The organism is Reinekea blandensis MED297 (assembly GCF_000153185.1).
In the GTDB taxonomy this organism is placed as follows: domain Bacteria; phylum Pseudomonadota; class Gammaproteobacteria; order Pseudomonadales; family Natronospirillaceae; genus Reinekea; species Reinekea blandensis.
Map to the genome: position 1 here is coordinate 1,065,780 of NZ_CH724149.1, position 23,482 is coordinate 1,089,261.

At 53.1% G+C, this 23,482-nt stretch carries 27 protein-coding genes and 3 tRNA genes; 18 read left to right on the forward strand and 12 right to left on the reverse strand.

The window, feature by feature from the left end:
- The first annotated feature begins 169 nt into the window (after window positions 1-169).
- Window positions 170-1,951, forward strand: a complete 1,782-nt coding sequence (locus MED297_RS04930; protein WP_008042862.1) for an aminopeptidase P family protein — start codon at window positions 170-172, stop codon at window positions 1,949-1,951.
- 190 nt (window positions 1,952-2,141) lie between these two features.
- The gene (locus tag MED297_RS04935) at window positions 2,142-2,999 is read left to right on the forward strand and encodes an AraC family transcriptional regulator (protein WP_008042863.1); all 858 of its coding nucleotides are present in this window, start codon (window positions 2,142-2,144) and stop codon (window positions 2,997-2,999) included.
- Here the strand turns inward: MED297_RS04935 and MED297_RS04940 are convergent.
- Both MED297_RS04940 and MED297_RS04945 read right to left on the reverse strand, forming a co-directional pair.
- On the reverse strand, window positions 2,961-3,554 hold the full coding sequence (locus MED297_RS04940; protein WP_040556454.1) for a LysE family translocator: 594 nt from the start codon (window positions 3,552-3,554) through the stop codon (window positions 2,961-2,963). The two genes, MED297_RS04935 and MED297_RS04940, sit on opposite strands and share 39 nt — an antisense overlap.
- A 116-nt stretch (window positions 3,555-3,670) precedes the next feature.
- A complete protein-coding gene (locus MED297_RS04945; RefSeq protein WP_008042865.1) occupies window positions 3,671-4,360 on the reverse strand; it encodes a DNA alkylation repair protein in 690 nt (229 codons plus the stop codon).
- A 190-nt stretch (window positions 4,361-4,550) separates the two neighbouring features.
- On the opposite strand from MED297_RS04945, the gene MED297_RS04950 reads away from it, so the two are divergent.
- The 5 genes from MED297_RS04950 (at window position 4,551) to MED297_RS04970 (ending at window position 7,777) form a co-directional block, all read left to right on the forward strand.
- A complete protein-coding gene (locus MED297_RS04950; protein ID WP_008042866.1) occupies window positions 4,551-5,213 on the forward strand; it encodes a formylglycine-generating enzyme family protein in 663 nt (220 codons plus the stop codon).
- Between the two features lie 309 nt (window positions 5,214-5,522).
- Complete coding sequence (locus tag MED297_RS04955; protein WP_008042868.1) at window positions 5,523-6,113, forward strand: uracil-DNA glycosylase family protein; 591 nt, start codon at window positions 5,523-5,525, stop codon at window positions 6,111-6,113.
- Window positions 6,114-6,182: 69 nt separating this feature from the next.
- Window positions 6,183-6,629: a GNAT family N-acetyltransferase gene (locus MED297_RS21065; protein WP_008042869.1), complete on the forward strand. Its 447-nt coding sequence runs from the start codon at window positions 6,183-6,185 to the stop codon at window positions 6,627-6,629.
- A complete protein-coding gene (locus MED297_RS04965; RefSeq protein ID WP_008042871.1) occupies window positions 6,626-7,342 on the forward strand; it encodes an SDR family NAD(P)-dependent oxidoreductase in 717 nt (238 codons plus the stop codon). The genes MED297_RS21065 and MED297_RS04965 overlap by 4 nt, the downstream gene beginning before the upstream one ends.
- 3 nt (window positions 7,343-7,345) lie before the next feature.
- The gene (locus MED297_RS04970) at window positions 7,346-7,777 is read left to right on the forward strand and encodes a GNAT family N-acetyltransferase (RefSeq protein ID WP_237613408.1); all 432 of its coding nucleotides are present in this window, start codon (window positions 7,346-7,348) and stop codon (window positions 7,775-7,777) included.
- A gap of 15 nt (window positions 7,778-7,792) precedes the next feature.
- On the opposite strand, the gene MED297_RS04975 is transcribed toward MED297_RS04970, so the two are convergent.
- Genes MED297_RS04975 through MED297_RS04985 form a run of 3 tightly spaced genes read right to left on the reverse strand, consistent with a single transcriptional unit; the run spans window position 7,793 to window position 9,638 of the window.
- Window positions 7,793-8,179, reverse strand: a complete 387-nt coding sequence (locus tag MED297_RS04975; protein WP_008042876.1) for a hypothetical protein — start codon at window positions 8,177-8,179, stop codon at window positions 7,793-7,795.
- 59 nt (window positions 8,180-8,238) lie between these two features.
- Window positions 8,239-8,613, reverse strand: a complete 375-nt coding sequence (locus MED297_RS04980) for a YchJ family protein (RefSeq protein WP_008042878.1) — start codon at window positions 8,611-8,613, stop codon at window positions 8,239-8,241.
- Window positions 8,610-9,638, reverse strand: a complete 1,029-nt coding sequence (locus tag MED297_RS04985) for a DUF3549 family protein (RefSeq protein WP_008042880.1) — start codon at window positions 9,636-9,638, stop codon at window positions 8,610-8,612. The genes MED297_RS04980 and MED297_RS04985 overlap by 4 nt, the downstream gene beginning before the upstream one ends.
- 125 nt (window positions 9,639-9,763) lie before the next feature.
- Between MED297_RS04985 and MED297_RS04990 the strand changes: the two genes are divergently transcribed.
- The gene (locus tag MED297_RS04990; RefSeq protein WP_008042881.1) at window positions 9,764-10,072 is read left to right on the forward strand and encodes a YqcC family protein; all 309 of its coding nucleotides are present in this window, start codon (window positions 9,764-9,766) and stop codon (window positions 10,070-10,072) included.
- A 20-nt stretch (window positions 10,073-10,092) separates the two neighbouring features.
- On the opposite strand, the gene MED297_RS04995 is transcribed toward MED297_RS04990, so the two are convergent.
- Window positions 10,093-11,013 (reverse strand): histone deacetylase family protein, encoded by a 921-nt coding sequence (locus tag MED297_RS04995; RefSeq protein ID WP_008042883.1) that lies wholly within the window; start codon window positions 11,011-11,013, stop codon window positions 10,093-10,095.
- Between the two features lie 80 nt (window positions 11,014-11,093).
- Window positions 11,094-11,675, reverse strand: a complete 582-nt coding sequence (locus tag MED297_RS05000; RefSeq protein ID WP_008042885.1) for a superoxide dismutase — start codon at window positions 11,673-11,675, stop codon at window positions 11,094-11,096.
- Between the two features lie 249 nt (window positions 11,676-11,924).
- Here MED297_RS05000 and MED297_RS05005 point away from each other — a divergent pair, with 249 nt between their 5' ends.
- From MED297_RS05005 to MED297_RS05020, 4 genes are all read left to right on the forward strand, one after another.
- The gene (locus tag MED297_RS05005) at window positions 11,925-12,824 is read left to right on the forward strand and encodes a hypothetical protein (RefSeq protein WP_008042887.1); all 900 of its coding nucleotides are present in this window, start codon (window positions 11,925-11,927) and stop codon (window positions 12,822-12,824) included.
- 482 nt (window positions 12,825-13,306) lie between these two features.
- A complete protein-coding gene (locus MED297_RS05010; RefSeq protein ID WP_008042889.1) occupies window positions 13,307-14,107 on the forward strand; it encodes a DeoR/GlpR family DNA-binding transcription regulator in 801 nt (266 codons plus the stop codon).
- A gap of 117 nt (window positions 14,108-14,224) precedes the next feature.
- Entirely contained in the window at window positions 14,225-14,938 is a 714-nt protein-coding gene (locus MED297_RS05015; protein ID WP_008042890.1) for a DUF3581 family protein, read from the forward strand.
- Window positions 14,939-15,297: 359 nt separating this feature from the next.
- Window positions 15,298-15,627: a DUF2185 domain-containing protein gene (locus MED297_RS05020; RefSeq protein ID WP_008042891.1), complete on the forward strand. Its 330-nt coding sequence runs from the start codon at window positions 15,298-15,300 to the stop codon at window positions 15,625-15,627.
- A 66-nt stretch (window positions 15,628-15,693) separates the two neighbouring features.
- Here MED297_RS05020 and MED297_RS05025 read toward each other — a convergent pair whose 3' ends face one another.
- From MED297_RS05025 to MED297_RS05045, 5 genes are all read right to left on the reverse strand, one after another.
- Window positions 15,694-16,734: a polysaccharide deacetylase family protein gene (locus MED297_RS05025; protein ID WP_008042892.1), complete on the reverse strand. Its 1,041-nt coding sequence runs from the start codon at window positions 16,732-16,734 to the stop codon at window positions 15,694-15,696.
- Window positions 16,734-17,573: a sulfurtransferase gene (locus MED297_RS05030; protein ID WP_008042893.1), complete on the reverse strand. Its 840-nt coding sequence runs from the start codon at window positions 17,571-17,573 to the stop codon at window positions 16,734-16,736. The genes MED297_RS05025 and MED297_RS05030 overlap by 1 nt, the downstream gene beginning before the upstream one ends.
- A gap of 102 nt (window positions 17,574-17,675) precedes the next feature.
- A tRNA-Gln gene (locus tag MED297_RS05035) sits at window positions 17,676-17,750 on the reverse strand.
- Window positions 17,751-17,815: 65 nt separating this feature from the next.
- Window positions 17,816-17,890, reverse strand: a tRNA-Gln gene (locus tag MED297_RS05040).
- A gap of 4 nt (window positions 17,891-17,894) precedes the next feature.
- Window positions 17,895-17,971: transfer RNA gene (locus MED297_RS05045), tRNA-Met, on the reverse strand.
- A 244-nt stretch (window positions 17,972-18,215) separates the two neighbouring features.
- Between MED297_RS05045 and cysC the strand changes: the two genes are divergently transcribed.
- The 6 genes from cysC to MED297_RS05075 all read left to right on the forward strand — a co-directional run.
- On the forward strand, window positions 18,216-18,818 hold the full coding sequence (gene cysC / locus MED297_RS05050; protein WP_008042896.1) for an adenylyl-sulfate kinase: 603 nt from the start codon (window positions 18,216-18,218) through the stop codon (window positions 18,816-18,818).
- 73 nt (window positions 18,819-18,891) lie between these two features.
- Window positions 18,892-20,028: a sulfotransferase gene (locus MED297_RS05055; RefSeq protein WP_008042898.1), complete on the forward strand. Its 1,137-nt coding sequence runs from the start codon at window positions 18,892-18,894 to the stop codon at window positions 20,026-20,028.
- 1 nt (window position 20,029) lies between these two features.
- Window positions 20,030-21,208: a glycosyltransferase gene (locus MED297_RS05060; RefSeq protein ID WP_008042902.1), complete on the forward strand. Its 1,179-nt coding sequence runs from the start codon at window positions 20,030-20,032 to the stop codon at window positions 21,206-21,208.
- Window positions 21,205-21,939, forward strand: a complete 735-nt coding sequence (locus MED297_RS05065; RefSeq protein WP_008042904.1) for a polysaccharide deacetylase family protein — start codon at window positions 21,205-21,207, stop codon at window positions 21,937-21,939. Before MED297_RS05060 ends, MED297_RS05065 begins: the two co-directional genes overlap by 4 nt.
- Before the next feature lie 106 nt (window positions 21,940-22,045).
- Window positions 22,046-22,660 (forward strand): LemA family protein, encoded by a 615-nt coding sequence (locus MED297_RS05070; RefSeq protein ID WP_237613410.1) that lies wholly within the window; start codon window positions 22,046-22,048, stop codon window positions 22,658-22,660.
- Between the two features lie 170 nt (window positions 22,661-22,830).
- Window positions 22,831-23,482 (forward strand): M48 family metalloprotease (locus tag MED297_RS05075; protein WP_008042909.1); only part of this gene is annotated, 652 nt, incomplete at its 3' end.

A 23,482-nucleotide genomic window follows, 5' to 3' on the forward strand; every position in this document is an offset into this window, starting at 1 on the left:
AAATAGGTCTTGGCCTGTTTAGTTATCGCCCAATAAACACTTGCAAGTTAATAATGCCCGTTCACGTCGATGAACGGCCCAACTCGCAACAGAAACTCATTCACCCTGTACAGGCCAGGGTGAAACTCCATAGAATCGATTCTTTCTTTCAGAATTTTCAGGAACGCTTATGTCTTTGACTGCACAGCGATTGGGCCAGATCCGTGAGGTGATGGCGCAGCAGAACCTGGACGCCTTTGTGCTGTCCACTTTCGATGAATACCTCAATGAATACGTTCCCGAGCGTAACAAGCGTTTGCAATGGCTTACCGGGTTTACCGGGTCGGCCGGCGCCGCCGTCATCCTGCGCGACTCAGCGGCCATGTTTGTCGATGGTCGATACACCGTTCAGGTACGCCAGCAGGTGGATGCAGAGCAGTTTGCCTATCACCATCTGATCGAAGAACCCTACGCGCAATGGCTATCCGAACAGCTGTCAGCCGGTCAGCGAGTGGGGCTCGACAGTCGCATGTTTAATCTGGACACCTACGAGACGCTGGAAACGACCCTGAGTAAACGGGACATTGCGCTGGTGCCACTCAATGAACACCCCGTTGATGCGGTTTGGCAAGATCGACCTGAAGAGTCGATCCGTACCGGGATGGTGTTACCCGAAACGTACACCGGCGTCAGCAGTGCTGAGAAGCGACAACAGATCGCTCAGCAGTTATCGACACAGAATGTCGACGCGGCATTGATTTTCGCACCGGATTCCGTTGCATGGCTGCTGAACATTCGCGGTCATGATATTCCGGCAACACCGGTCATACTGGGTTATGCCTTGCTGACCTCCGATGGGTCGGTGACCTGGTTTACCAATCCTGAAAAACTGCCGGAAGGGTTTTACGAGCACGTCGGGACCGGCGTGACGGTGGTAAATGAAGCCGATGCTGCCGCTCACCTGGCTGCGTTTAACGGGCGTCGTGTGTTGGCCGATCCCAAAACGGCGAACGCCTGGGCACAATTGACACTGAAAGAGCAGGGCGCAGAGCTGGTTGCCGGCAACGACCCGGTGCTGATCCCTAAAGCCTGTAAAAACCCGACCGAGCAAGAAGGTATGCGACAGGCACACATTCGCGATGGGGTTGCTGAAGTTAAGTTCCTTTGCTGGTTAGATCGGTCCGTTGCGTCCGGTGCTGAGCTGAATGAAGCCGCGCTTGCCGATCAGTTGTATCGCTTCCGTGCCGAACAGGATAAGTTTCAGGAAGTGTCGTTCGATACCATTTCTGCTGCCGGCTCCAATGCGGCCATGTGTCACTACAACCATATGAACGGTACTCCAGCTGAGTTGCCTGAACATGGCGTTTATCTGGTGGACAGTGGCGGTCAGTATCTCGACGGCACCACCGACATTACCCGGACCGTCGCCATTGGCGAACCGGATGCAGAAATCCGTGAGCAGTTCACCCGGGTGTTAAAGGGTTACATCGCGCTTGAAACCGCACGTTTCCCGCACGGGACTACCGGTACCCAGCTCGATATTCTGGCCCGTCAGTATTTGTGGCAGGAAGGCTACGACTTTGACCACGGAACCGGGCACGGGGTTGGTGCTTTCCTGAGCGTACATGAAGGCCCGCAACGAATCTCCAAAGCCCTGAACCCGATCGCTTTGCAACCGGGCATGGTGGTCAGTAATGAGCCGGGCTTTTATAAAGCCGACGCTTACGGCATCCGGTGCGAAAACCTGATCATGGTCAAAGAAGCCCAGAACCTTCCGGGCAACGTGCCGATGCTGGAGTTTGAAGTACTGACGCTGGCACCCTTCGATCTGCGATTGGTGGATGAAAAGTTACTGACCGATGGCGAAATCCAATGGTTGAACGCGTATCATCAGCGTGTTTATGACACCCTGGTGGATCGATTGGATGAGTCCGAACGACCGTGGTTGGAGCAGGCCACCCGTTCGCTTTAAACTGAGCTTATCGTTGACGGGTCCGGCCGAGGTGTCGCCGGACTCGCCGTTTACCTGTAATCGGACTCATCTGGGTTCAGAAAAGGTTTTATCGGGCGACATAAAACTCAGTCGAATGAGACAATTCATCGCGCTATACTGCTGACGGGTCTATTCGGTATCGCCCGAATCGTTAACAAGGATGGTGTGTATGACTCAGACTGCTAAACCCTTATTCTGGCGCGATTCGCGCATGCCTCATATTGAACTTCGTCAAGTGACCGATGGTCGCCAGGTCTGTTACGCACCGCATAGCCACAGTCAATGGTCTCTGGGAGCCATTACCGATGGACAAAGCACCTTTCTTTATCGTGGGGAATCCCATCGTGTCAGTGCCGGTACCCTGGTGATCATGAACCCTAACTGGGTGCATGCTTGCAACCCGATCGATAATCAGCCCTGGGGGTATCTGATGTTGTACGTCGATACCGACTGGCTGACCCAGCTACGTTATGAGGCCGGTTTGTTGGACAGCGACAACTGGCAGGATCTCTCCACGGCCATATTGACAGATCCGACATGGTATGACGGTTATTGTCGAATGGTCGATTGTTTGCTGAACCCGGCCGCGGCATTACTGGAGAAGCAGACCTCTGTGGTTGAGTACCTTGCGGCATTAATGACAGAACTTGCCGACCAGCCGGTTGATCGCCATCCGGAGCCACCCGTCAACCTTCAGTCTTTAGCGCAGTATCTGGACGATCATGCAGTCAGCGATGTGTCGCTTGACGAGTTATGTGCTCGTTTTCGGCTTAGCCCTGGCCACCTGATTCGCGCCTTTAAACAACACTTTGGGCTGTCACCACATGCCTATCGGATTAACCGCCGTATTCAGTATGGTCAGCAGGCACTCAAACAAGGACAGTCTATTGCTGACACCGCCGTGACGGTTGGTTTCAGTGATCAGCCGCACTTTCAGCGAACGTTTAAAAAGTTGTTGGCCGTGACACCGCAGCAGTACCGTCAGACGCTACTCAATCAGCAAGTAGACACAACTGGCGGTAAGTAACAGCGCAAGTACGCGATTCAACCAGACCAATACGCTCGGACGCTGGACGTAGCGGCGCAATGAGGCGCCTGCGTAAACCCAGCAGCTCAAAGATACCCAACAGATCGGCAGGTAAATCATGGCAAACAGAATCAACGCCGCTGTATCTTGACCATGGGTGTAGGCACCGATACCCGATGCGGACGCTAACCAGGCTTTTGGGTTAAGCCATTGCATCATGGCTCCGGTTGCAAAGCCGGGCGCCTGGCTCACGTCCGGTTCCGTTAAGTGACCGTTATCTCGTATCAGTTGTACGCTGAGGTACAACAAAAACGCAATGCCGGCCCATTGCAGAAGGGCGTTGAACCCCGGAACCAGCTCCAGTACAGAGTGTAAACCCAGACCTATGGTCAAAAACAAGGCGATAAAACCAAGCGTCGACCCTGTCACGAAGATCAGACCCTTGCTGACTGGGTAGCGGGTTCCGGTGCTCAGACACACCAGGTTAACCGGCCCTGGTGAAATGGATGCCGCCAGTGCAAAGGCAGACATGGGTAAAAGCATTGAAGTGGTCATAACGTTTCCCGCAAAGTGTTTCGGGGAAGTCTGCAATGGGTTCGCATTGAAGTATTGAATAAAATTGCGGTTTGTTTACTTTTTTTGTCCGTCTATGCGACAGAACCATAAATAAGTCATAAAGCAGACTGAGTTTTTAACCACTTCAGCGCTTCGCGTTTGGCCAGACCAGTTAAGTGTTCGGAATTGATAAATTTCACCACCGCATCCGGGTCGGTCTTAGAGTATTCTCTGAGCACCCAACCGATGGCTTTCTGTATAAAGAAGTCCCGGTCGTGCCGGTTTTCCTGAATGATTGCAAACAACAGTTCAACATCAGTCTGCTGTTTGTATTTCAACTGAAACAGCAGAGTCGTTCGACGAAGCCAGAGATTTTCATTTTTTCGCCAAGCGTGAATGACTGGCTTTGTTTCGATTGGGTGGCGTTGATAGAGTCGACCGACGATGTGAGTGGCTAACATATCGACCGTGTCCCACCAGGACTTGGTGGTGATCCACTGTTCAATATCGCCCAGGGTTTCTGGTGCTAACTGATCTTTCACTTTTATCAGCAAATCGATGGCCACCATCTGGCATTCGCGCTCCGGTTGTCGCCAGAGTTCGTGAACCACAGCAGGGATTTCGCTCACGGGCGGACGGTGTTGAGTGGTAAAGAGCGTCTGTACGGCTTGACGTCTTGGCCCGGCCTGAATGCCATAACACTCAAACTGATTGCGCAGATAAGCCTTCATCTGCAACGCGATGTTTGGGTTGGCGATCGGGCGCAGCGCTTCAATAACCTGTTTGTTCCATTCGTGCACGATCATTCCTCTCATCTTTGCCCGGATTATCGGATGCGTTTTTTTGCGTTGCGGGTTCAGTATCGTTTATTTTTACTCGGTTTTCACGAACTCAACTGACAGCTTTTGACGGTCGTTCAACTGGGAAAGTGTCGGTTTCATAGGCGTTTACGGTCCATTAAACTGTTGATTCTCTGGACAGAAGGAAACGACAAGGATGACCCTGCAATTAATCACGGTTCCGGCTGGCAGCATCGTGCTGAGGGATGATCGGCTGAAGCGTACGTGGCATGAGACAGTCGCCTCATTTTTATTGAGCCCCTACCCGGTAACTCAACAACACTATCAAAATCTGGTGGGAGTAAACCCGTCAGTCCCGAAAGCCGAATTGGCGCCGGTTGTAAATGTCTCTTGGCTGGACGCCGTACGTTTTTGTAATTTACTGTCTCAACAGGAAGCACTGGATCCTTATTACGACATTCCAGCACAGGGTTCTCAGGTAACCATATTTGCCGGGTCGACGGGTTATCGGTTGCCCACAGATGCGGAGTGGGAGTTTGCCTGCCGAGCCGGTACAGATGGGCCACGCTATGGAGCGGTCGATGACATTGCCTGGTATCAGTCTAACTCGGGCGGAGCGCCGCAATTGGTGGGTCAGAAAAGGCCAAACGCTTTTTGTTTATTCGACATGCTGGGTAATGTTTGGGAGTGGTGTTGGGATCTGTACGACCCTGCTGTCTATGGCCCGTATCGTATATTTCGCGGTGGTGGATGGTCGGATGATGCTCGTGGCTGTATAGCGTCAAATCGACGCCGCAGTCATCCCAGCTTTACCATTGATGATCTTGGTTTCCGGGTTGCAAGGTCTATTGAGCGTTAAATACCGCATGCAGCTAAGATGACGGGTTTGCGATTTATATGGTTAGCGTCATTGCTGTCCCATAACGCTTCCAGCCTTTGAGTGGCGCAAGGGCGGCCGTTTCAGAGCTTCTTTCTGGGAACCGTCAACAACATGGAAGTTGTTGCCGAGTGCCCATGGATGGGTTTACAGCGTGCTTCCTGAAAGAAGCTCTGAAACGGCCCGGTTAATCTATGGGACAACAATGCGTTGGCGCGGCATGTCAAAGCTCTTTTTATCGGTTTGACTTTGTCTTTTCGGCTGGTTTGGTCATCGTAAGAGAGGCAAAAGATGGTAAGCAACTCACAATTTCAGACCCTGTTGTCTCAGGTTCGAGCCTGCACCCATTGTCAGGCTGAATTACCTGACCCTGCGCAACCCATTTTGCAAGCTGATCCAAACGCTCGAATACTCATTGCGGGGCAGGCGCCAGGTAAACAGACCTTGCAGAAAGGTATTCCATTTTCTGATGCCAGCGGCAAACGGCTTCGCCGTTGGTTGGGTATCGACGAAGCCACTTTTTACCAAGCCGATAACATCGCTATTTTGCCAATGGGTTTTTGCTATCCGGGCAAAGGCGATAGCGGTGACGCGCCACCCCGGCCTGAATGCGCTGAGCTGTGGCGAGCAACGTTGCTGGCAGCGTTACCGAACATTGAGCTGACGTTGATCCTCGGTGCGCATGCGTTGAAATACCATGCACCGGAGTATCGCTCGGTGACCGACGCGGTAGAGGACTGGTCCGCACTGTGGCCGGATCGGTTGGTTTTGCCTCACCCCAGTCCCAGGAATCAAGCCTGGTTCAAACGCCATTCATGGTTTGAACGTGATGTCTTACCGATGTTGAAATCTCGGGTCAGCGCACTCTGTGTCAAAGGTTGAGCATAGGTTGGTGGAAAAGTTGTGACGAAATGGGTTTAATGCGGATCGCAAATACAGTAAGGATCGGTTATGGCTACCCATTGTCGTCCAGCTCAGACGACGGATATTGATGATCTGAATGATCTGTTTCAAAGTGCGACCCGCAAGGGAATGCCGTTCAGCAAACGGCAAGACGTTATCTTTCAACGGTTTCTTGAAGAAGATCTGCTCGACCTGCTGGTGGTCGAAAAGGATGAGTACGTTGTGGCCTGTTGCCACTGTGCCGTCATACCAACCTTGGCTCATGGCGGGCGCCCCTTTGCGGTTCTGAGTCATCTGCTGGTCGATCCATTGAATCGACGACAGGGGCTCGCCCGTTTACTGTTCGAGTTCGCGCTCGATTACGTGCGAAAGAAAGGCAGTTATGTGGTGTATGCCCCAGTGGAACACCCCAAGCCCTGGATTGACCGGATGCTGAAAGCATTGGGCGCGCGATGTGAAGGTGAATGCTATGTCTTTGGAGGACAACGATCATGAAGAAACTCTGTTTACTGGTCGGTGGATCAAGAGGTCTGGGTAAAGCGGTTGCCGATTCTTATCGGGCGGCTGGCTACGACTTGGTGGAGTTTTCCCGATCCGGAGAAGCAGAAGAGCACGTTGATGTTGATCTGAGTCGGCGTGAAACCGCTATTGACGCCATCGATGCCCAGTTTGCGATGCTGGCGGAGGACGACTGGGATGAGGTTCATCTGGTATTAAATGCTGCGGTTATCGGGCCCATTGGTCCATTGGGCGGAAGTGAGCCAAAAGACTGGTGGGCGCACATGGATATTAATCTTGTCATGCCGATTTCCATTACCGGGCGCTTTCAGGCGCATTTCGGCGATCATACCGCTCGTCGTGTGGTGGGGTTTGTTTCTTCAGGAGTCGCCAATCACGCATTGGATGGCTGGAGTCTTTATGGCGCGACCAAAGCGGGCGTTGAACAGTTTATGCGCTCCATGGCGCTTGAACAGCAACGAACGGATCGGCCCATTTTGGTTGTGAACCTGGACCCGGGTGTGATGGACACCGATATGCAGGGCGACATCCGGAAGTCTGACTCGGCTCAGTTCAGCCAGGTACAGCGGTTTATTGAGCGTTACGAAACGGGTGGTTTGGCCGATCCCGCCATTATTGCCGAGCGTTTACGTCAAACGCTGGAGTCCGATCTACAGACGGGGTCTACTGTGAACATTGCCGGAGAATGATCTTTGAAATTGAGTACTGAACTGGAGTTCTCCACGGATCGAAGCCGACTCGATGTGTCGTTGATTCACCGTGTCCTGTCCGACAGTTATTGGGCGGCAAACATACCGCTGGAGACGTTACAAACGAGCATCGACCATTCCCTTTGCTACGGCGTCTACCAGGGAGGCGAGCAAGTAGCTTTTGCTCGGGTGATTACCGATCAGGCGACTTTCGCTTACCTGGCGGATGTTTTTGTCATTGCCGAACGTCAGGGCGAAGGCATTGGTAAAGCTTTGGTTCAGTATATTCTGGCGGACGATCGCATGGCCGCAGTCCGACGATTTTGTCTGGCGACCCGCGATGCGCATTCTTTGTATGAGTCTTTTGGTTTTAAGCGGTTTACCGATGTTGATAAAGATCGGTTCATGCAGATCCGCCGGGTTACCCGATATTGATCTAAGGGCCGTAAATTACTGAGTCGTTACCGAGATCGATGCCGTTCGCAGCAGTCCAAAGACGTAGAGATTCCCAATCAGTAAGCCGGGCAGCATAGTGCGCAACGTATTAGGTGTTCCTGCAAGTAAATGCAAACTTAAGGGAATGCTCACTAAGAGCGTCAGGCTGATTAACCAGACCGTTGTCTGTGCACGACGACTTGTCCCGAGTCGATGGCTCAGTTGCAACGTGAAGCGACCGAGCAATAGGGTCGACGTGAATGCAAAGCTCCCCTGAATCATTAACGCCACCATTGACGTTGACCAGCCAAACGAACTGTTGCTCAACGCTGCCCAGCTGCCATAGCCGATAAAGGCAAACAGCGCCGAGACATGAGGTTTTAATAAAATGTTGAGCGGCATATTCTGGCGACCAAAAACTTTGTTATCTGACCGCTTTATTTAGCTGAAGTTCCGTTGAACTATTCGGCGATAGGGTTCAGGTAAACCCATCGGTTTTTGACTTTTTTAAACAGCGACCGTTCGTGGTGGCATTGGGCACCCTGGGGCGTTTGATACCAGGCTTTAAACTCAACGGTGGCTTTCTTCAGGCCGGAATGATGCGTTATGACTTCCAGCGTCAACCATTCGGTCCCGTTCAGGTCGTTCTCTGTGAGTGCAGGGCAGGTGTCCGGATGCCAGGTTTTAATCAGGTAAGTGCGATTGCGCCGGACATAGGCCGTAAAGCGTGAGCGCATCAGCAAATCTGCGCGCTGCGGATAAGCGCCTTGGTCGAGAAAACGGCCGCAGCAATCGTTGTAGTCAAGGCCGGTACCGCAAGGGCAGGTCTGACTCATGAATGCAGACCTCGTTGCTGCTGAATCAGCCGTCCCAAAGCGTGACCGAGGGGATCCGTCAGGTGCGAGCTGCCGAGTATCTTGGCGACAATGCCATTCATGCCCGGTTGCATAGCCAGATTGGTGACCACTCGTGCAAAGCCATCGGCGTCTGCTAACACCGCAAGACGGTCCAAGGTTTTCACGGTCAGCTCTACGTCAGTTAACAGTGCTGTATAGCGTGTCAGTACCGTCAGGATAAACTCCAGTGATACATCGGGCGCTTCAAGCGTTCGGTGAATGGTTGGTTCGAACAGTCGAAAGGCCGTTGAGTTTGCACCGGCCCGGAGTGCTGCGGTGTGCAGATCCAGGGTCTGAGGCTCTCTCGTCTCGGCCAGATTAACCAGAGCTTCGACGGCAGCGGTCGGCAGAGGTCGATGCTCCAGCTGGGTTAACAGCGCTCGCTGAGGTTCGGCATCAAGAGCTTCTACCCGACGGCAAAGTTGATTGAGTTCATCGTCATTGGCTCGGCAAACCAGATCAGCGATCCCCTGTAATCCGAGTCCGCTCCAGTGTTGGTCCAACTTTTGGTTTTCCAGATAAAACGCTCTTGCCGGTGCGTGGTAGTCGCTCGGCGGTAGGCCAAGCGTCTGGGTTGCCTGTGCATGCAGTGCGGCCATCTTTTCCGGGTCCGGCGAGAACTGGTAAGGGTGGTCGGTTAACAGGCGCTGGCGCTCTTTGGCATCGCCGGTTTGCAGAGCTTTATAAAGTCGATTCACGAGATCGCTGTGAACAGCCGCGGGAAGGATGCCCTGCTCATCCAGCGGCAGCTTCAGAAACCAGAGGCTGTTTTGTTCTGTGAGCGACTCATTCCACAGAAAAATGACCATCCAGCCGTACCCCAGGTGCGGATGCGGATAGGGTTCACCCGTGTCGAGCTTATGCAGGGTCTGGCTTGGGAGCTTGCGCAAATGCGTGCCCAAATCAAACAGTCGGTATCGGGCTTGTGTCATATCCAGAAAGCCGGCCAGGCTGGGTGCATTCATAAGGGCGCTCGGTATTTGAAAAGTCGCGAGATTATACCGCGGTGACTTTCCTCAGCAACCGCCTGCCTTGTATCGTACGCTGCGAACAGTAAACTGCCCGATTCAGTCAACGTATGAGGTCCGACATGAGTCAGGACGTTTGTCATCTGCTTGATCAGTGCCAGGCACTCATGGAGCGACAAAATCAGTGGCAAACCATTGCGCCGTTGCCTCGGAAACTGATGAGCACCGCGCCCTTCATGGTAGATACCCTGAGCTTTCTGGAGTGGTTTCAATGGGTTTATATCGCCCGCTTGCGCGCTTTAATAGAGGCTGGGCAGCCGCTGCCGCAAGGTGCACTGGTCGCGCCGTACGCTGAAGAGTCGTTGAAAGCGGATGGGGCCGAAAATCCCGAACTGATTGCATTAATCCGGCAGCTTGACGAGTTGATCTGAGCCGGACGCGGTTCGTTTGATTACCTTTGATAATACTCACGCCAAACATCGAAAGCCGCCTGATGTATGATGCTGTGTACTTCGGCCAGCCGTTTCCTGTCTTTCATATAACCGCCACCAATCACGCAACTGACCGGAATATTGCGGTATGCGCACTCTGACAGAATAAAAACATCACGCTGGTAAATGCCGTCATCAGTCAGGTTCAGTAAACCCAGGGCATCGTCCTGATGCACGTCGGCGCCGGCATCGTAGAGGACCAAATCCGGTTCCGTGATATCCAGCAGGTAGGGAATGTGTCGATGTACGAGGTTCAGGTAGGTCTGGTCACCACTTTGATGGTCGAGCTCAAAATCCCAGTTGCTGTGAGCTTTGCGGGCCGGAAAGTTCTGACGACAATGAAAGGAGACCGTCAGGATATCAGGGTCGTTATCCAGAATCCGGGCGGTGCCATCGCCCTGATGCACATCCGTATCGATGATCAGGACCCGGTCAATACCAGGTTTCGTCAACGCGTGTCTCGCACAGATAGCCAGATCATTAAAAATACAAAAACCACTGCCTTCCTGATAATGAGCGTGATGAGTTCCACCCGCCAGGTGCGCGGCCAGACCGCGTTCTAGAGCCAGCTCGGTCGACAGGAGGGAACCACCGACGGCCAGAAATGTACGCCGCATCACACCTTCTGACCAGGGCAAGCCGATCCGGCGCATGGCTTTGGCGCTGAGTTGATTGTCTCGATAGCCAGTTACATAGTCAGGATGATGGGCCAGTCGGATGGTGGCTTCGTTCGCTGGTTCGGGCCGGAACAACTCACAGTGCCGGAGCAGCCCGATATTTTCCAGACGGTCGTATAGGCGAGCGAATTTTTCCATCGGGAAACGATGATTCGCGTCGAACTCGGGGCTGTATCCCGGATGGTAAATCAATGGCAGTTTCATAAGCCCGGGTATAACGTAAGAAGGGAAATCAGGCAATAAAAAAGCGGCCGAAGCCGCTTTCTCTCAGAGTGCTAAATCGATTATTTAGCGAAGTTCTCTGCTGCAAACTCCCAGTTCGCCAGCGCCCAGAATGCTTCCAGGTACTTAGGACGGGCATTACGGTAGTCGATGTAGTAAGCGTGTTCCCACAGGTCGACAGTAATGATTGGCGTCTGACCTTCAGTGATTGGCGTACCCGCGTTGCTGGTATTGACGATGTCCAAAGACCCGTCGCTGTTCTTCACCAACCAGGTCCAGCTTGAACCGAAGTTGTTAACCGCTTTCTCATCAAAGGCTTTCTGGAAGTCTTCAAACGAACCCCACTTGGCGTTGATCGCTTCAGCCAGCGCGCCGGTTGGCTGACCGCCACCATTCGGGCTCAGGCTGTGCCAGTAGAACGTGTGGTTCCAGATTTGAGCTGAGTTATTGAACACACCACCGGAAGAGGACTTGATGATGTCTTCCAGACTTTTTCCTTCGAACTCGGTGCCTGGAATCAGACCGTTCAGCTTGGTGACGTAAGTCGCGTGGTGCTTACCGTGGTGAAATTCCAGCGTTTCAGCTGAAATATGCGGCTCCAACGCCGTTTTTGCATACGGTAATTCTGGTAATTCAAAAGCCATGAGTACTCTCCCTAAATGGATTGGTTTTTGTCGTGGACCGTTGCTAATAATCAGGGCTGACGTCGGTCAATTCAAGGGTCAATTTTATAAAAATAAACTATAAGGTTTATAAAATAGCAAATCGAGCAATCAATGCGGAGTCGATGCCGGGGAAATCTGAGCTGGAAGCGCAAAGATGCGATCAATGCGGTTGCCGATTTCCGGCTAAGACCAGATAATGACGTCGATTTTTAATTAATAGGACATTCCATGGCTCAGAAAACTCCGATTGGTGATGATATGCCGCGTATGGTACCGGATCGGGATGATATTCGTCGTCGCAGCCAACCCGCGCCTGAGAAAAAACCGACAGCTAAGCCGCGTGAACCTTCCGAGAGCAAAAGTTCCGGCGGAACATCTTGGTTAATGGTTTTATTGCTGGTCATCGCTGGCGGTGCCATTGGTTACCTGGCGCTGCAGCAATATTCTCTGTCTCAGTTGCTGAACTCCTATGAAGAAAGGCTGGAACTGGCGGATGATCGAATCGTCAGTCTGGAGCGAGCGCTGACAGAAACCGATGAGTCCGTTGCCATGAATGGGACCGCCATTAATGCTCAGTTTAAGGCGATCAAGTCTGAAACCGACATGCAGATGTCTGAAATCCGCAAGCTGTGGGACGTCGCCAACAAACGCAATCGCGAATGGATTGAAGCAAACCAGGCAACGCTGGCCACGCAACAGGAAACCCTGTCGGCATTGAGCGGGCAGATTGCGCAACTGGAATCCGGTCAGGCGTCTGACGAGCAAAGACTCAGCCAGTTAACCCAGCAGTTGGAATCCGAACAGGCGCAACTGGAACAGATGGAAACCACCTTTGCCAGCTATGAGACGCAACTCGATGAAGTGTCAGCGGTGGTGGAAGACGCTTTGCAAAACGATTATGAAGAGCGTCTGCTGAGTCTGACGCTGACCCAAGAGAATCTGTTGGCTGAACAGGGTACCCTGCAGTCAACCGTCAACGGTCAACAGTCCAGCTTGAATGAACTGCAGTCGACCTTAACCGCCATCGATACAGGTCGGCAGGAGACCAATGCCCGTCTGTCAGCGTTGCGATCTCAATTAGACAGTCTTGAATCCCGGGTGACCGCCTTGGCAGGACCCGGACAGTAAGCCGGCTTCGGCCGCGGTCGCGGGTCGATTTTCCGTTGCTAAGTCAGCCATGCAGATTTGGTAACGGAAGTCAGGATGATTTGAACGGGGACTTGCTGCGCCAGGGCGTTTTAAGCAGAGGCTGCTTTGGCAGTAGGGCTGACACCTGGCCTGGTTGGATGCCGCGCTGCGACAGGGCTTGTTGATTCCAGGCGGTCAACGCCTGTTTCTTGTAGCGTTTGCCAGGTCCGGTCGCGAGACAATGGCGACAGGTAACCCGATACCCCACAAATCTTGCAGATAGCACCGGCTTGTGGGCAAGACAGTACGGGCAGTATGAAACTGAGCTTGGCATGGTGACCCTCGTGAGCCGATGATACTCGGCTGCAATATCTCAGACCGTTATCCGGTCTTTTTTTATGTCGGCGATACTATACTCAGGGCATTCCGAACTGTAAGTTACAGAATGTAAATAAAGGCTAGGGACTCTGGAGGGTTCGCAAGTGGACAGGCCGATCGGATTTGATGAGGCAGCAACCGAGCAGTCATTAAACAAGCGCCAGCAGGCGATTTTGCGCTGGGTTGAGTCTGAAGGGTTGGTTCGGGTGGATGACATGGTCCGTCGCTACGACGTGACCGAACAGACTATCCGGCGGGATCTGACCAAGCTGGAGTCACTTCAGCATCTTCGTAGGGTACACGGTGGCGCAAAACCGGTGAACTCAACGCAGAACATTGCCTACCGGGATCGGCAGATTCTGAATTTGTCGGAGAAACAACGCATTGCAACCGCCATTGCCGCTCACATCCCAGATCACGCCAGTATTTTTATCAATATCGGGACCACCACTGAAACCATCGCCCACGCACTGATGCAACATCGCGGATTGCAGGTCGTCACCAACAACCTTCACGTGGCGTCATTGATGAGTCAGAAACCCGATTTCCGTGTGATTGTGACCAGCGGCGAAGTGCGATCTTCCGATGGTGGCATTGTCGGCGAAGCCACGCTCGACTTTATTGAGCAGTTTAAGCTGGACTACGGCCTCATTGGTATCAGTGCGATTGATGCCGAAGGGGCTTTGTTGGACTTTGACTATCGTGAAGTTAAGGTGGCGCAGGCGATCATTGAGCACAGTCGTCAGGTCTATCTGGCAGCCGACCACAGTAAGTTTGGTCGCAAAGCCATGGTTCGGCTTGGCAACATCGCTCAGGCCGATATGTTTTTTACGGATCGCCCACCCGATGCCGATATCCTGAGGGTTATGAACGAATCGGATGTGCAGTTGCAGATTTGTCGCTGAGTCTGCCCAGCTGTTGTTGAGCACTGGTCACAGATCTTTTACTGCATCAGGCGTTTATTTCCAATAAGGTGGGTGCAGAATAGACGGTTTATTTTTGCATCATAAGTCAGAAAGGGGATGCCGGTGTTTTTAGAGGATTATTATCAGGAAGTCGATGGCAAAGTCGTGATATCAGCCGAGCAGGCGAGCCGCTTTGCGAAGGGAGTGGCCGGTGATTTTAACCCGATTCACGATGTTGATGCGAAGCGCTTCTGTGTTCCCGGTGATCTGCTGTTTTCACTGGCTTTGGCGAAATATGGGGTGTCCCGCAAAACATCCGTGCAGTTCTCCGGCATGGTCGGTAAAGACAAACCATTGCTGTTTCCGGAGGCGGTGGACGGCGTTGTCGACATTCAGGATGAGTCTGGCAAAGTCTACACCCGTCTGGAACAGTCGGGTGAGGTGTCTCATGACCCTCATCTGATCGAAACGTTGATTCGCAAATACGTTATGTTTTCGGGACAGAACTTTCCGTTCATTATGGTTCCGCTCATGGAAAAACATGGGATTATGTTTAATCCGAAGCGTCCACTGGTCATCTACGAGAGCATGTCATTTGAGCTGGATCGTCTGGACATCTCGAAGCCGGATCTGGCGCTGGTCGAGTCGACCATCGATGTTAACGGCAAGCGGGGTGACACCCATTTTAAGTTCGCCATTTACGATGGCGAGGAAACCGTGGGCTTCGGTGATAAAAAACTGATCGTCAGCGGACTGATGCCCTGGGATGCCGAGGCGATGGGCGATATGGTTGAACGTTTCAATGCTTTGAAGGAAGCCTACCCGTCCTGAAGCTGATCGTTTTCGTCGGGCATCACCTCAGGTGTTTGCCCGTTTCATTGCGTCATATGGGCCTGTAATCACTGACGATAGACAGATTCTCTCTTTCCAAAAGACACCCCTCCGCCCCAGAACTCTTATCAAAACGCATCGTGATTTATCCGGGGTAAACCGGAAATGATGATTGTTTCTGCTTGATTACAAAAAATTACATCGCTAACTATTTGATTTTCCGAAGGCCCTAAAAAATCCTTAGTTTTTACCTTGTGGAGGAGTCGCATTTTCAGTCGGTTTGCTTATAATCCGCCGCCCTTTTGTTGTTAGGGGCTGACAGTGCGGCCCGAAGATCTTTTTGAGGTAAAGTGATATTTATGATGAATAGCGGCGTTGAACAGGCACAAGGGCATCTGTGTCTGGCTTCCAGTTTGATTTTGAATGAACGTCCATTGCCAATACGTTTTTTCTATAAAGAAGATCCGCAACATGCGAACGATACCGGGTTTCGATTCTACAGCGGTCAGGAGACCGATGAGTTTCTGATGGAAGAAAACGCGGCCTGTGTCGCACCTCTGGATTGCATGGAGCGGTTGGATCCCAGTATCCGCGAGTTGGTTCAGCGTTCCGAAGTAGGCAGTGTTTGGGAGCGATTGCCGGATAGCAACGATTGGGTACCGGTCTACGATTATCAGATCCCCGATTGAGAATTTTGACAATAAAAAAGGGCGCTTGTTGCGCCCTTTTTTATTGCGTGCAGATTATTTGTGAGGTTAACGATCCTGCTGTCCGTAAATCAGCCAGGGTTTCGAGTACCAGTAATAAAAATCACCGGAACGGGCTTTCGCGGTGCAGTTATACCGGTGACGCCCTTCGCCGAGGTCAGTATCACTCTGAACCCGGAATGTCAGGTCAGAGGGCCAGCTTGAATCCTGCCAGGCGCCATCCACAAAGCAGTTAAGTGCCTTGGCAAAATCGTTTCGTTCGACCAGTGTGGCAACCAGTTCCGGTCGACTTTGGGTGGTGACCATATCACTGACCTGGGCTTCATCGACGGGCATCGGTCGGGATTGCAGTTTGGTCAGTAATGTTTTGGGGTTGGCGTAAATACCGGCAGCGGCAAAGCGGGGGATGGCCTGAAAATCGGAACCGGACCAAACTCCGCCGGAATGTTGCGCAAACGCCGTGTAGTTAAGCGTCTGTAATCGCTCTGCTAATGCATCGCTGAACTCGCCGTAAGGGTAAGCCAGCCATTTCGGAACGCCGCTGCCGAGCTCTTCTTCGAGTCGTTCCTGAGCGTGTTCGATGTTTGCAATGGTGCTGGTCAACCATTGTTCATCGCGCGGCTGGTGGCGGACCAGATAGCCGTGATCACTACTGTGGTTAGCAATGGTGACGCCAGCTTGGTGCATGTCCCTGAGCTGATCCCAGGACATCATGTCACTGTACTGTTGATCGATGGCGTCGGTCGCCACAAACACCGTAAACGGGAAGTTGAAGGTTTTCAGCAGTGGCCAGGCGTTGTCGTAAATATTGTGATAACCATCATCAAAGGTGATCGCGACGGCGTTATCCGGAACGGTCTCTCCGCGCTGCAGCTGAGCCAGGGTAGACTCAAGATCAACAACGTTAAAGCCGTTGTCTTGCAGCAGCTGCAAATGCTCACGGAACTGAGCCGGACTGACCGATGTGCTCGCCGGCGTGTTTTCTGACACATGGTGATAAACCAGGATGTTGATGTGCGATCCTGCCTGGGCTGCCAACGAAAACATCAGGGTGACCAGGACAGTCAGGAAGCGTTTGAGTCTGCTCATTAAATGACTCCTTCTTCACCCGTTGCGATGGGGTGGTTTGAGTTGGTGATCCATTCGCTCCAGCTGCCGGGATAGAGCTTGGGCATCGGCAAGCCGGCTTCGGTGATGGCCAGAATGTTGTGGCAGGCCGTAACGCCCGAACCGCAATAACAGATGACGTCATGATTGGCGAGCGATGCAAATCGATTGAACAGAGCATTCTTCTCGAGGAAAGCGCCGTCTGCTTGCAGGTTGCGGGTAAAGTCGGCGTTGTCAGCGCCGGGAATGTGACCGGCTTTGCTGTCGAGCGGCTCTTCGTCGCCCCGGTAGCGGGTTAGGGCTCTGGCATCGAGCAGGCGGTGTGAGCCTGTTTCGCTCAGCAACCTATCGGCGTCGACAACTCGGTTCATATCGGGTTCGAAGTGGTCATCGCTGGGCGCTCGCGTCGTTTCTGCCTGAGTCAGTTCGCCGCCTTCATCGAGCCAACGTTTTAAACCCCCGTTTAGTACGCGGACATCGTTGAGACCGACCCACTTCATCATCCACCAGGCCCGGGCTGCAAACATGCCATTACCTTGATCGTAAACAATGACCGGGGTTTCATGGGTGACTCCCCAACGTCTGAGCGTTTCACTGAACACTTCTGGATCGGGCAGCGGATGACGCCCGGTTTGGCCGGGGATAATCGGACCGGAAAGATCTTCTTCCAGGTGCGCCTGCTGTGCTCCGGGGATGTGACCTTCGCGGAACCACTGGCGTGAAAGTGCCTTGTCGGTCAGGTCAGAGCGACAGTCCAGGATAATCGGTTGGTGCGTGCGTTGCAGATTTTTCAGTTCAGCCGGTGAAATGAGCTGTGACATGCGAGTACCTTTGCAAAGAGTGATGCAGGAGACAAGGCTATGGTAACGCGAAACTGACTGTGAAAAAGGGGAGTATTCGGTAAAGGTGGCGATTGGTGAAGATGGCTGGTCCGGCAGGATTCGAACCTGCGAATGACGGGATCAAAACCCGTTGCCTTACCACTTGGCGACGGACCAATAATGCGTTGATTCTGGAACAGGGTAGACGAGAGAATCGAGCTCGTCAGAAAATGTGCTGAAGATGGCTGGTCCGGCAGGATTCGAACCTGCGAATGACGGGATCAAAACCCGTTGCCTTACCACTTGGCGACGGACCAGTATTGGTGGCTATACCTGGACTTGAACCAGGGACCCCAGCATTATGAATGCTGTGCTCTAACCAACTGAGCTATATAGCCTCGACAACGGCGGCGTATTATCCGCATATTTCAGAGGGTGTCAACACGTCTTAATAAAAAAATTTTAAATAATTTCAAGGAGTTAGCGAACTCACAGCGAATTACAGCGGTTCGGGTTGCAACTGCGATTGAAACCGATGTGTGATTTCCTCAGAGCGGGGTATCCGAAGCGCATTAGAAACCCTTCAAAAAATTGTCACATTCTCATGTTGTCATGCTCGGACACCGTATCAGGAGTCAGAGCATGTTGAATGCAGTTCAGTGGCACCATCATCAGGTCAGCCGCGATGATCGCGCCGCACAAAAGTCTCAGAAGCCCTGTGTGCTCTGGTTCACCGGGCTCAGTGGTGCCGGGAAGTCCACCCTGGCTAATCTCGTTGAGCAAAACCTCTTTGCACACGGTTATCACAGCTTTTTGCTCGACGGTGACAACGTCCGCCATGGTCTGAATAAAGATCTGGGCTTTTCCGATGCGGATCGGGTTGAGAACATCCGCCGCATCGGCGAGGTCGCTAAGCTGATGACCGATTCCGGTCTGATCGTCTTATCCGCCTTTATTTCGCCTTTTGAACGCGACCGGGCGCTGGTTCGGGATCTGTTTGCCGACCATGAGTTCCTCGAAGTGTATGTCGATGCCCCGCTGGATGTCTGTGAACGCCGGGACCCTAAGGGGCTCTACAAGCGAGCACGGGCGGGACAAATTCGCGACTTTACCGGCATTGATTCCGAGTATCAGCCACCGAGCCATCCGGATATCCATATCCGCACTGACAACCTGTCCTCAACCCAATGCGCAGAACGCGTGGTTCAGTATCTGAAACTGCGCGGCTATCTGAAGGACCGATGATGACATTTTGCAGGTCGTCAGTCGGCCACAGAAGGCCGTTGCCTGGTCGATGGTGGCGAATAGGAGGTGCAGGATGATGCAAGCCGCGATAATGGCTGCTCAGCAGTGGGTTCTGGTGGTGTTCGGAGCTTTCCGGGCGTTGTTTTCCGGATCGTGGGTTCAGTTTCCCCGTCGGTTGCTTGTGCTGCTGTTCGGACTGCCCTTGTTGATCGGGCTGCAGCTGATTCACTGGATCGGCTTTGCCTGTGATGAGCTGTTTTTCCGACGCTATCGACGGGTGTCGGTACGCCGGCCATTGTTTATTACCGGCATTCCGCGCAGTGGTACAACGCACTTGCAACGTGTTCTGGCACGACACGATCGACTCAGCAGTATGCAAACCTGGGAATGCTTGTTGGCACCGAGCATTACGGAACGGTATGTGTTTCGTTGGCTTGGCCGGGTGTTCAAACCGTTGTCTTCGTTGTTTCGTCGCGTGCCATTCCTGAAAACCATGGCCTCGATTCATGAGTTCGGGCTGACCGAAGCCGAAGAAGACTTTGTAGCCTTGCTGCCTGTGAATGCCTGTTTTCTGCTGGTGGTCCTCATGCCAGAAGCAAAGCATTACTGGCGGTTGGCGGACTTTGATCGCTCAATGCCGGCCCGCCAAAAGACCACCATCTTGGGTTTTTACCACCGTCTGGTTCAGCGGCATCTCTGGTTTCATGGCGAACACCTGACCTATCTGTGCAAGAACCCTTCGTTTATGAGCTGGCCGGACAGCCTGAAAGCCACCTTTCCGGATGCATCGTTTGTTTTTTGTGAACGTCCGGCGGAGAAAACCGTGCCGTCTCAGTTGAGTTCACTGAAACCTGGTTGGGAAATGGTGCAGGGCGGTGATCTGTCCAAAGCATTTTCCGAGCGCATCGTGCGGATGTTGGCTGCTTACTACCACCGCCTTGAGGCTCTGGATCTGACCCGTATCCATGGGATGCGATTGCCCATGCGGCGGCTGGTCAAAGATCTCGAGTCAAGTGTTCACCAGGTGATGACCCATGCGGACATCGCGATGACCGAGGCGTTTCGGTCGGCTTTGGATGAAGAGGTTCGGTTATCGAAACAATACCGGAGTCAGCATCGGTATGAGCAACAGCAGAACCTTTCCTGGGCGCGCCTCCGGAGGCACTTCCCGCAAGCAGCGTTGACGTCAATGTCAGAAAAAGGAGCGTAACATGACACAGGCCATGGCTCGCCCGCTGCCGTTCTCAACTCAAGAGGCGCGTATTCTGATTATTTCGGATGCCGCACCGCATCGAAACGGTGTTGGGGCTTACTACGCCGATCTGATTGAAGATCTTGACGGCACGGTTGAGGCGATCGAACGTATTTCACCGGAAATCGTCGGTGACCAATGGCAGGGCGGGTGGTCCATGCCGATGCCCGGTGACCGTACTCAGAAGCTGTGCGTTCCGAATGCATTTGAAATGCAAAAAGCACTGCGCGAGTTTCAACCGACGGTGGTTGTCATTCCGACGCCTGGTCTGTTTGGGCTGTGTGGTGCCATAACGGCCCGGCAGCAGGGCATTCCGGTCATTGTTGGGTTCCACACCTGGTTTGAGAAACTGGCCGGGTTGTATTGGAACCGGGTCCAGGGTGGTTTGACCAAGGTATATTTTGAATGGGTTCATAAAGCACTGTTTCGGCTCGCGGATCGGGTGTTGGTGAACTCTGAAGACATGATTGCGATTGCCCGTCGCCTGGGGGCAGAGAGTGTCGGGTTAATGGGGACGCCCATCAGTCAGTCTTTGTTACAGCGGCCAGTGCAGGGGGGCACCCGACAACTTCGTTCGGTACTTTTTGTTGGCCGGTTAGCCGCCGAAAAAAACCTGCCGGCCATTGTTCAGGCTGCTATAGCCTGCCCTCAGTTAACCTTTACCCTGGCGGGGGACGGCCCTGAACGTGATTGGTTGGACCGGGAAACGGCTGGGCTAAGCAACGTCCGGGTTTTGGGTTGGGTGGAACGGGAACAGATTACCGACTTGATCGACGCGCATGATGCGTTGGTTTTGCCCAGCCAGGTGGAAAGTTTCGGTACGGTGGCCATGGAAGCGATGGCACGTCAACGACTGGTCGTTGTAACGCAGGCCTGTGGCATTGCGAACTGGACTGATTTGGCCGCCGGACTGGCAGTGATTGACTCTGGCGATCAGTTAGCAGACGCGTTACAGGAAGCGTCGGCACTCAGCGAGTTTGAGCTTTACGCCCGTTCCGTATCGGCTCGTCGTGCAGTAGACGCTCATATCGAGTGGAACCGCCAGCAATGGCTGGTCTGCACCCGGTTGGCGATGTCCCGGCCGTCCGATCCGACGTTGATGACCCGATTGCTGCGCACGGTCCGGAAATCATCATGAGTCAGCGCCCGACCCTGATCAGCGTGCACGATGTGATGCCGCAGACCATGTCCCAGGTAGCGTCCATTCTGCACAAGGTGCTCAATGAGGTACCACCGGAAGCCGTACTGCTGTTGGTGGTCCCCGGACTCGACTGGAGTCAAGAGCAACGGCGTCAGCTTCAGATGTGGCAACGTGCAGGCTATGAACTGGCCGGGCATGGATGGCTTCATCATACCCGGCGCGTATCGACACTGTATCATCGACTGCATCGTTGGTTGTTATCACGCGATGCTGCCGAACACCTGTCACTCACAACGTCTGAGCTGAAAGCTTTGGTTCAGGCGAATGCCGACTGGTTTCCGGCGCATGGTTTGAAACCGCCAAAGGTATACGTACCACCGGCCTGGGCACCCGGATGCCTGAACTTAGATGACTTGAGCGCTGCCGGGTTCGATTGCCTCGAAACGACAGCGGGGCTGATCAATCTGCCGACAGGCAAACGGCGGGTTTTACCGTTGGTCGGCTTTGAAGCCGATACACGGGCTCGTGCGATGTTCCTTAACGTCTGGAACCGTCTGAATGCGGTCATGGCTCGTCCGAACCGGCCGGTTCGCCTTTCCATTCATCCCTTCGATACCGAATACCTGCTGGCTGATCAACTAAACGTCTTGATCGCGGAATCCCAGGCCATGCGCTGGACAGATCTTTTTCAGATGACGACTGAACCCTCACTACGGCATTCCCGGTGATCCCGGGCAAAGCCCGCATTGGTATTGAGCGTTGCGGTTATCACCTGAAATAGACTTTTGTCACAGGATTCTTTGGTAACAGGCTGTTAAACTCAGGCTTCCTAAAATGACAATAAACGAGGTAGCCATGGAGTTTGTCGGTCCGATTATAACCTGGGGTGTTCCGATCCTGCTGATCGTCTTTCTGATCGCAATTTATAACAAGCTCGTTGCTCTGCGAAATCGTTTTAAAAACGCCTTCGCACAGATCGATGTTCAACTGCAGCGACGGCATGATCTGATCCCCAATTTGGTAGAAACCGCAAAAGCCTACCTGAAGCACGAAAAGGAAACGCTGGAAAACGTCATTGCCGCCCGTAATCAGGCTGTGTCTGCGCAGAAAGCCGCTTCGGCGGATCCGACGGACGGCAATCTGATCAACAAGCTGTCGCAGGCCGAAGGCATGCTGACCGGCGCTCTGGGACGGTTGTTTGCCGTGTCTGAAGCTTATCCGGACCTGAAAGGTGACGCGACCATGCGTGATCTGATGGAGTCGCTGGAAAGCACGGAAAATAAGGTGGCTTTTTCCCGTCAGGCGTACAATGACGCGGTCATGAACTATCAGACCTACAAAGAATCCTTCCCGAACAACATTGTGGCCAACGTGGCCTCGTTCAAAGATGCAGCGATGTTTGAAATTGAAAACCCGGAAGCGAAGCAGGCTCCGAAAGTCAGTTTCTGAGGAGATGACTGACCGTTAAGCAGGGTAGGGTTGGCAGGCGACAGGGGTCCCATGATTCGTTGTCGCTGTTTTTTATCCCTCAGCACCTCATCAGGTGTTGAGGTGATACATCCGGAAGTTTGACGGTGGTAAGGCATTCAACGATATCCCGCAGACGTCAGGGTTTTTATATGGATTTTTTTGAGCATCAGGATCGGGCCCGACAGAAAACCGGGCAGCTGGTTGTGCTGTTTATACTGGGGATTATAGCGACACTGATCGTCGTTAACCTGGTCTGTTTTATTGGGTTTTGGTTATTTTACTCACCGCCGGGCACGGCCGTCTCGGTCAATCCAGAGCAGGCACCGGCGTTGCTTCGGGGATTATTGGGCGATCGAACGATCGAATGGCAGCTCCGAAATGGCGGGTTGCTGAGCGTTTGGTTGGCCTGGTGGCATTCTAATCTGAACTGGCAAATCAGTGTCGGTGTGGTAGCCGCTGTCCTCATCGGGACGGGTTTCCGCTACCTCGAACTGGCTGGCGGAGGGCGTCGGGTTGCCGAATGGGCCGGTGCCAAGCCCTGCGACATGACCACCACCGATCCGGATCGCAAACAACTCATCAACGTCTGTGAAGAAATGGCCATTGCTGCCGGTATGCCGGTACCGGAGCTCTATGTCATGGAACAGGAGCAGAGCATTAATGCGTTTGTCGCCGGTTACTCACCGGACGAGGCCGTGCTGGTGGTGACCAAGGGCGCTTTGGAAGCGCTTAATCGGGATCAGCTTCAAGGCGTTATCGGGCATGAGTATTCTCATATCCTGAACGGTGATATGCGTTTGA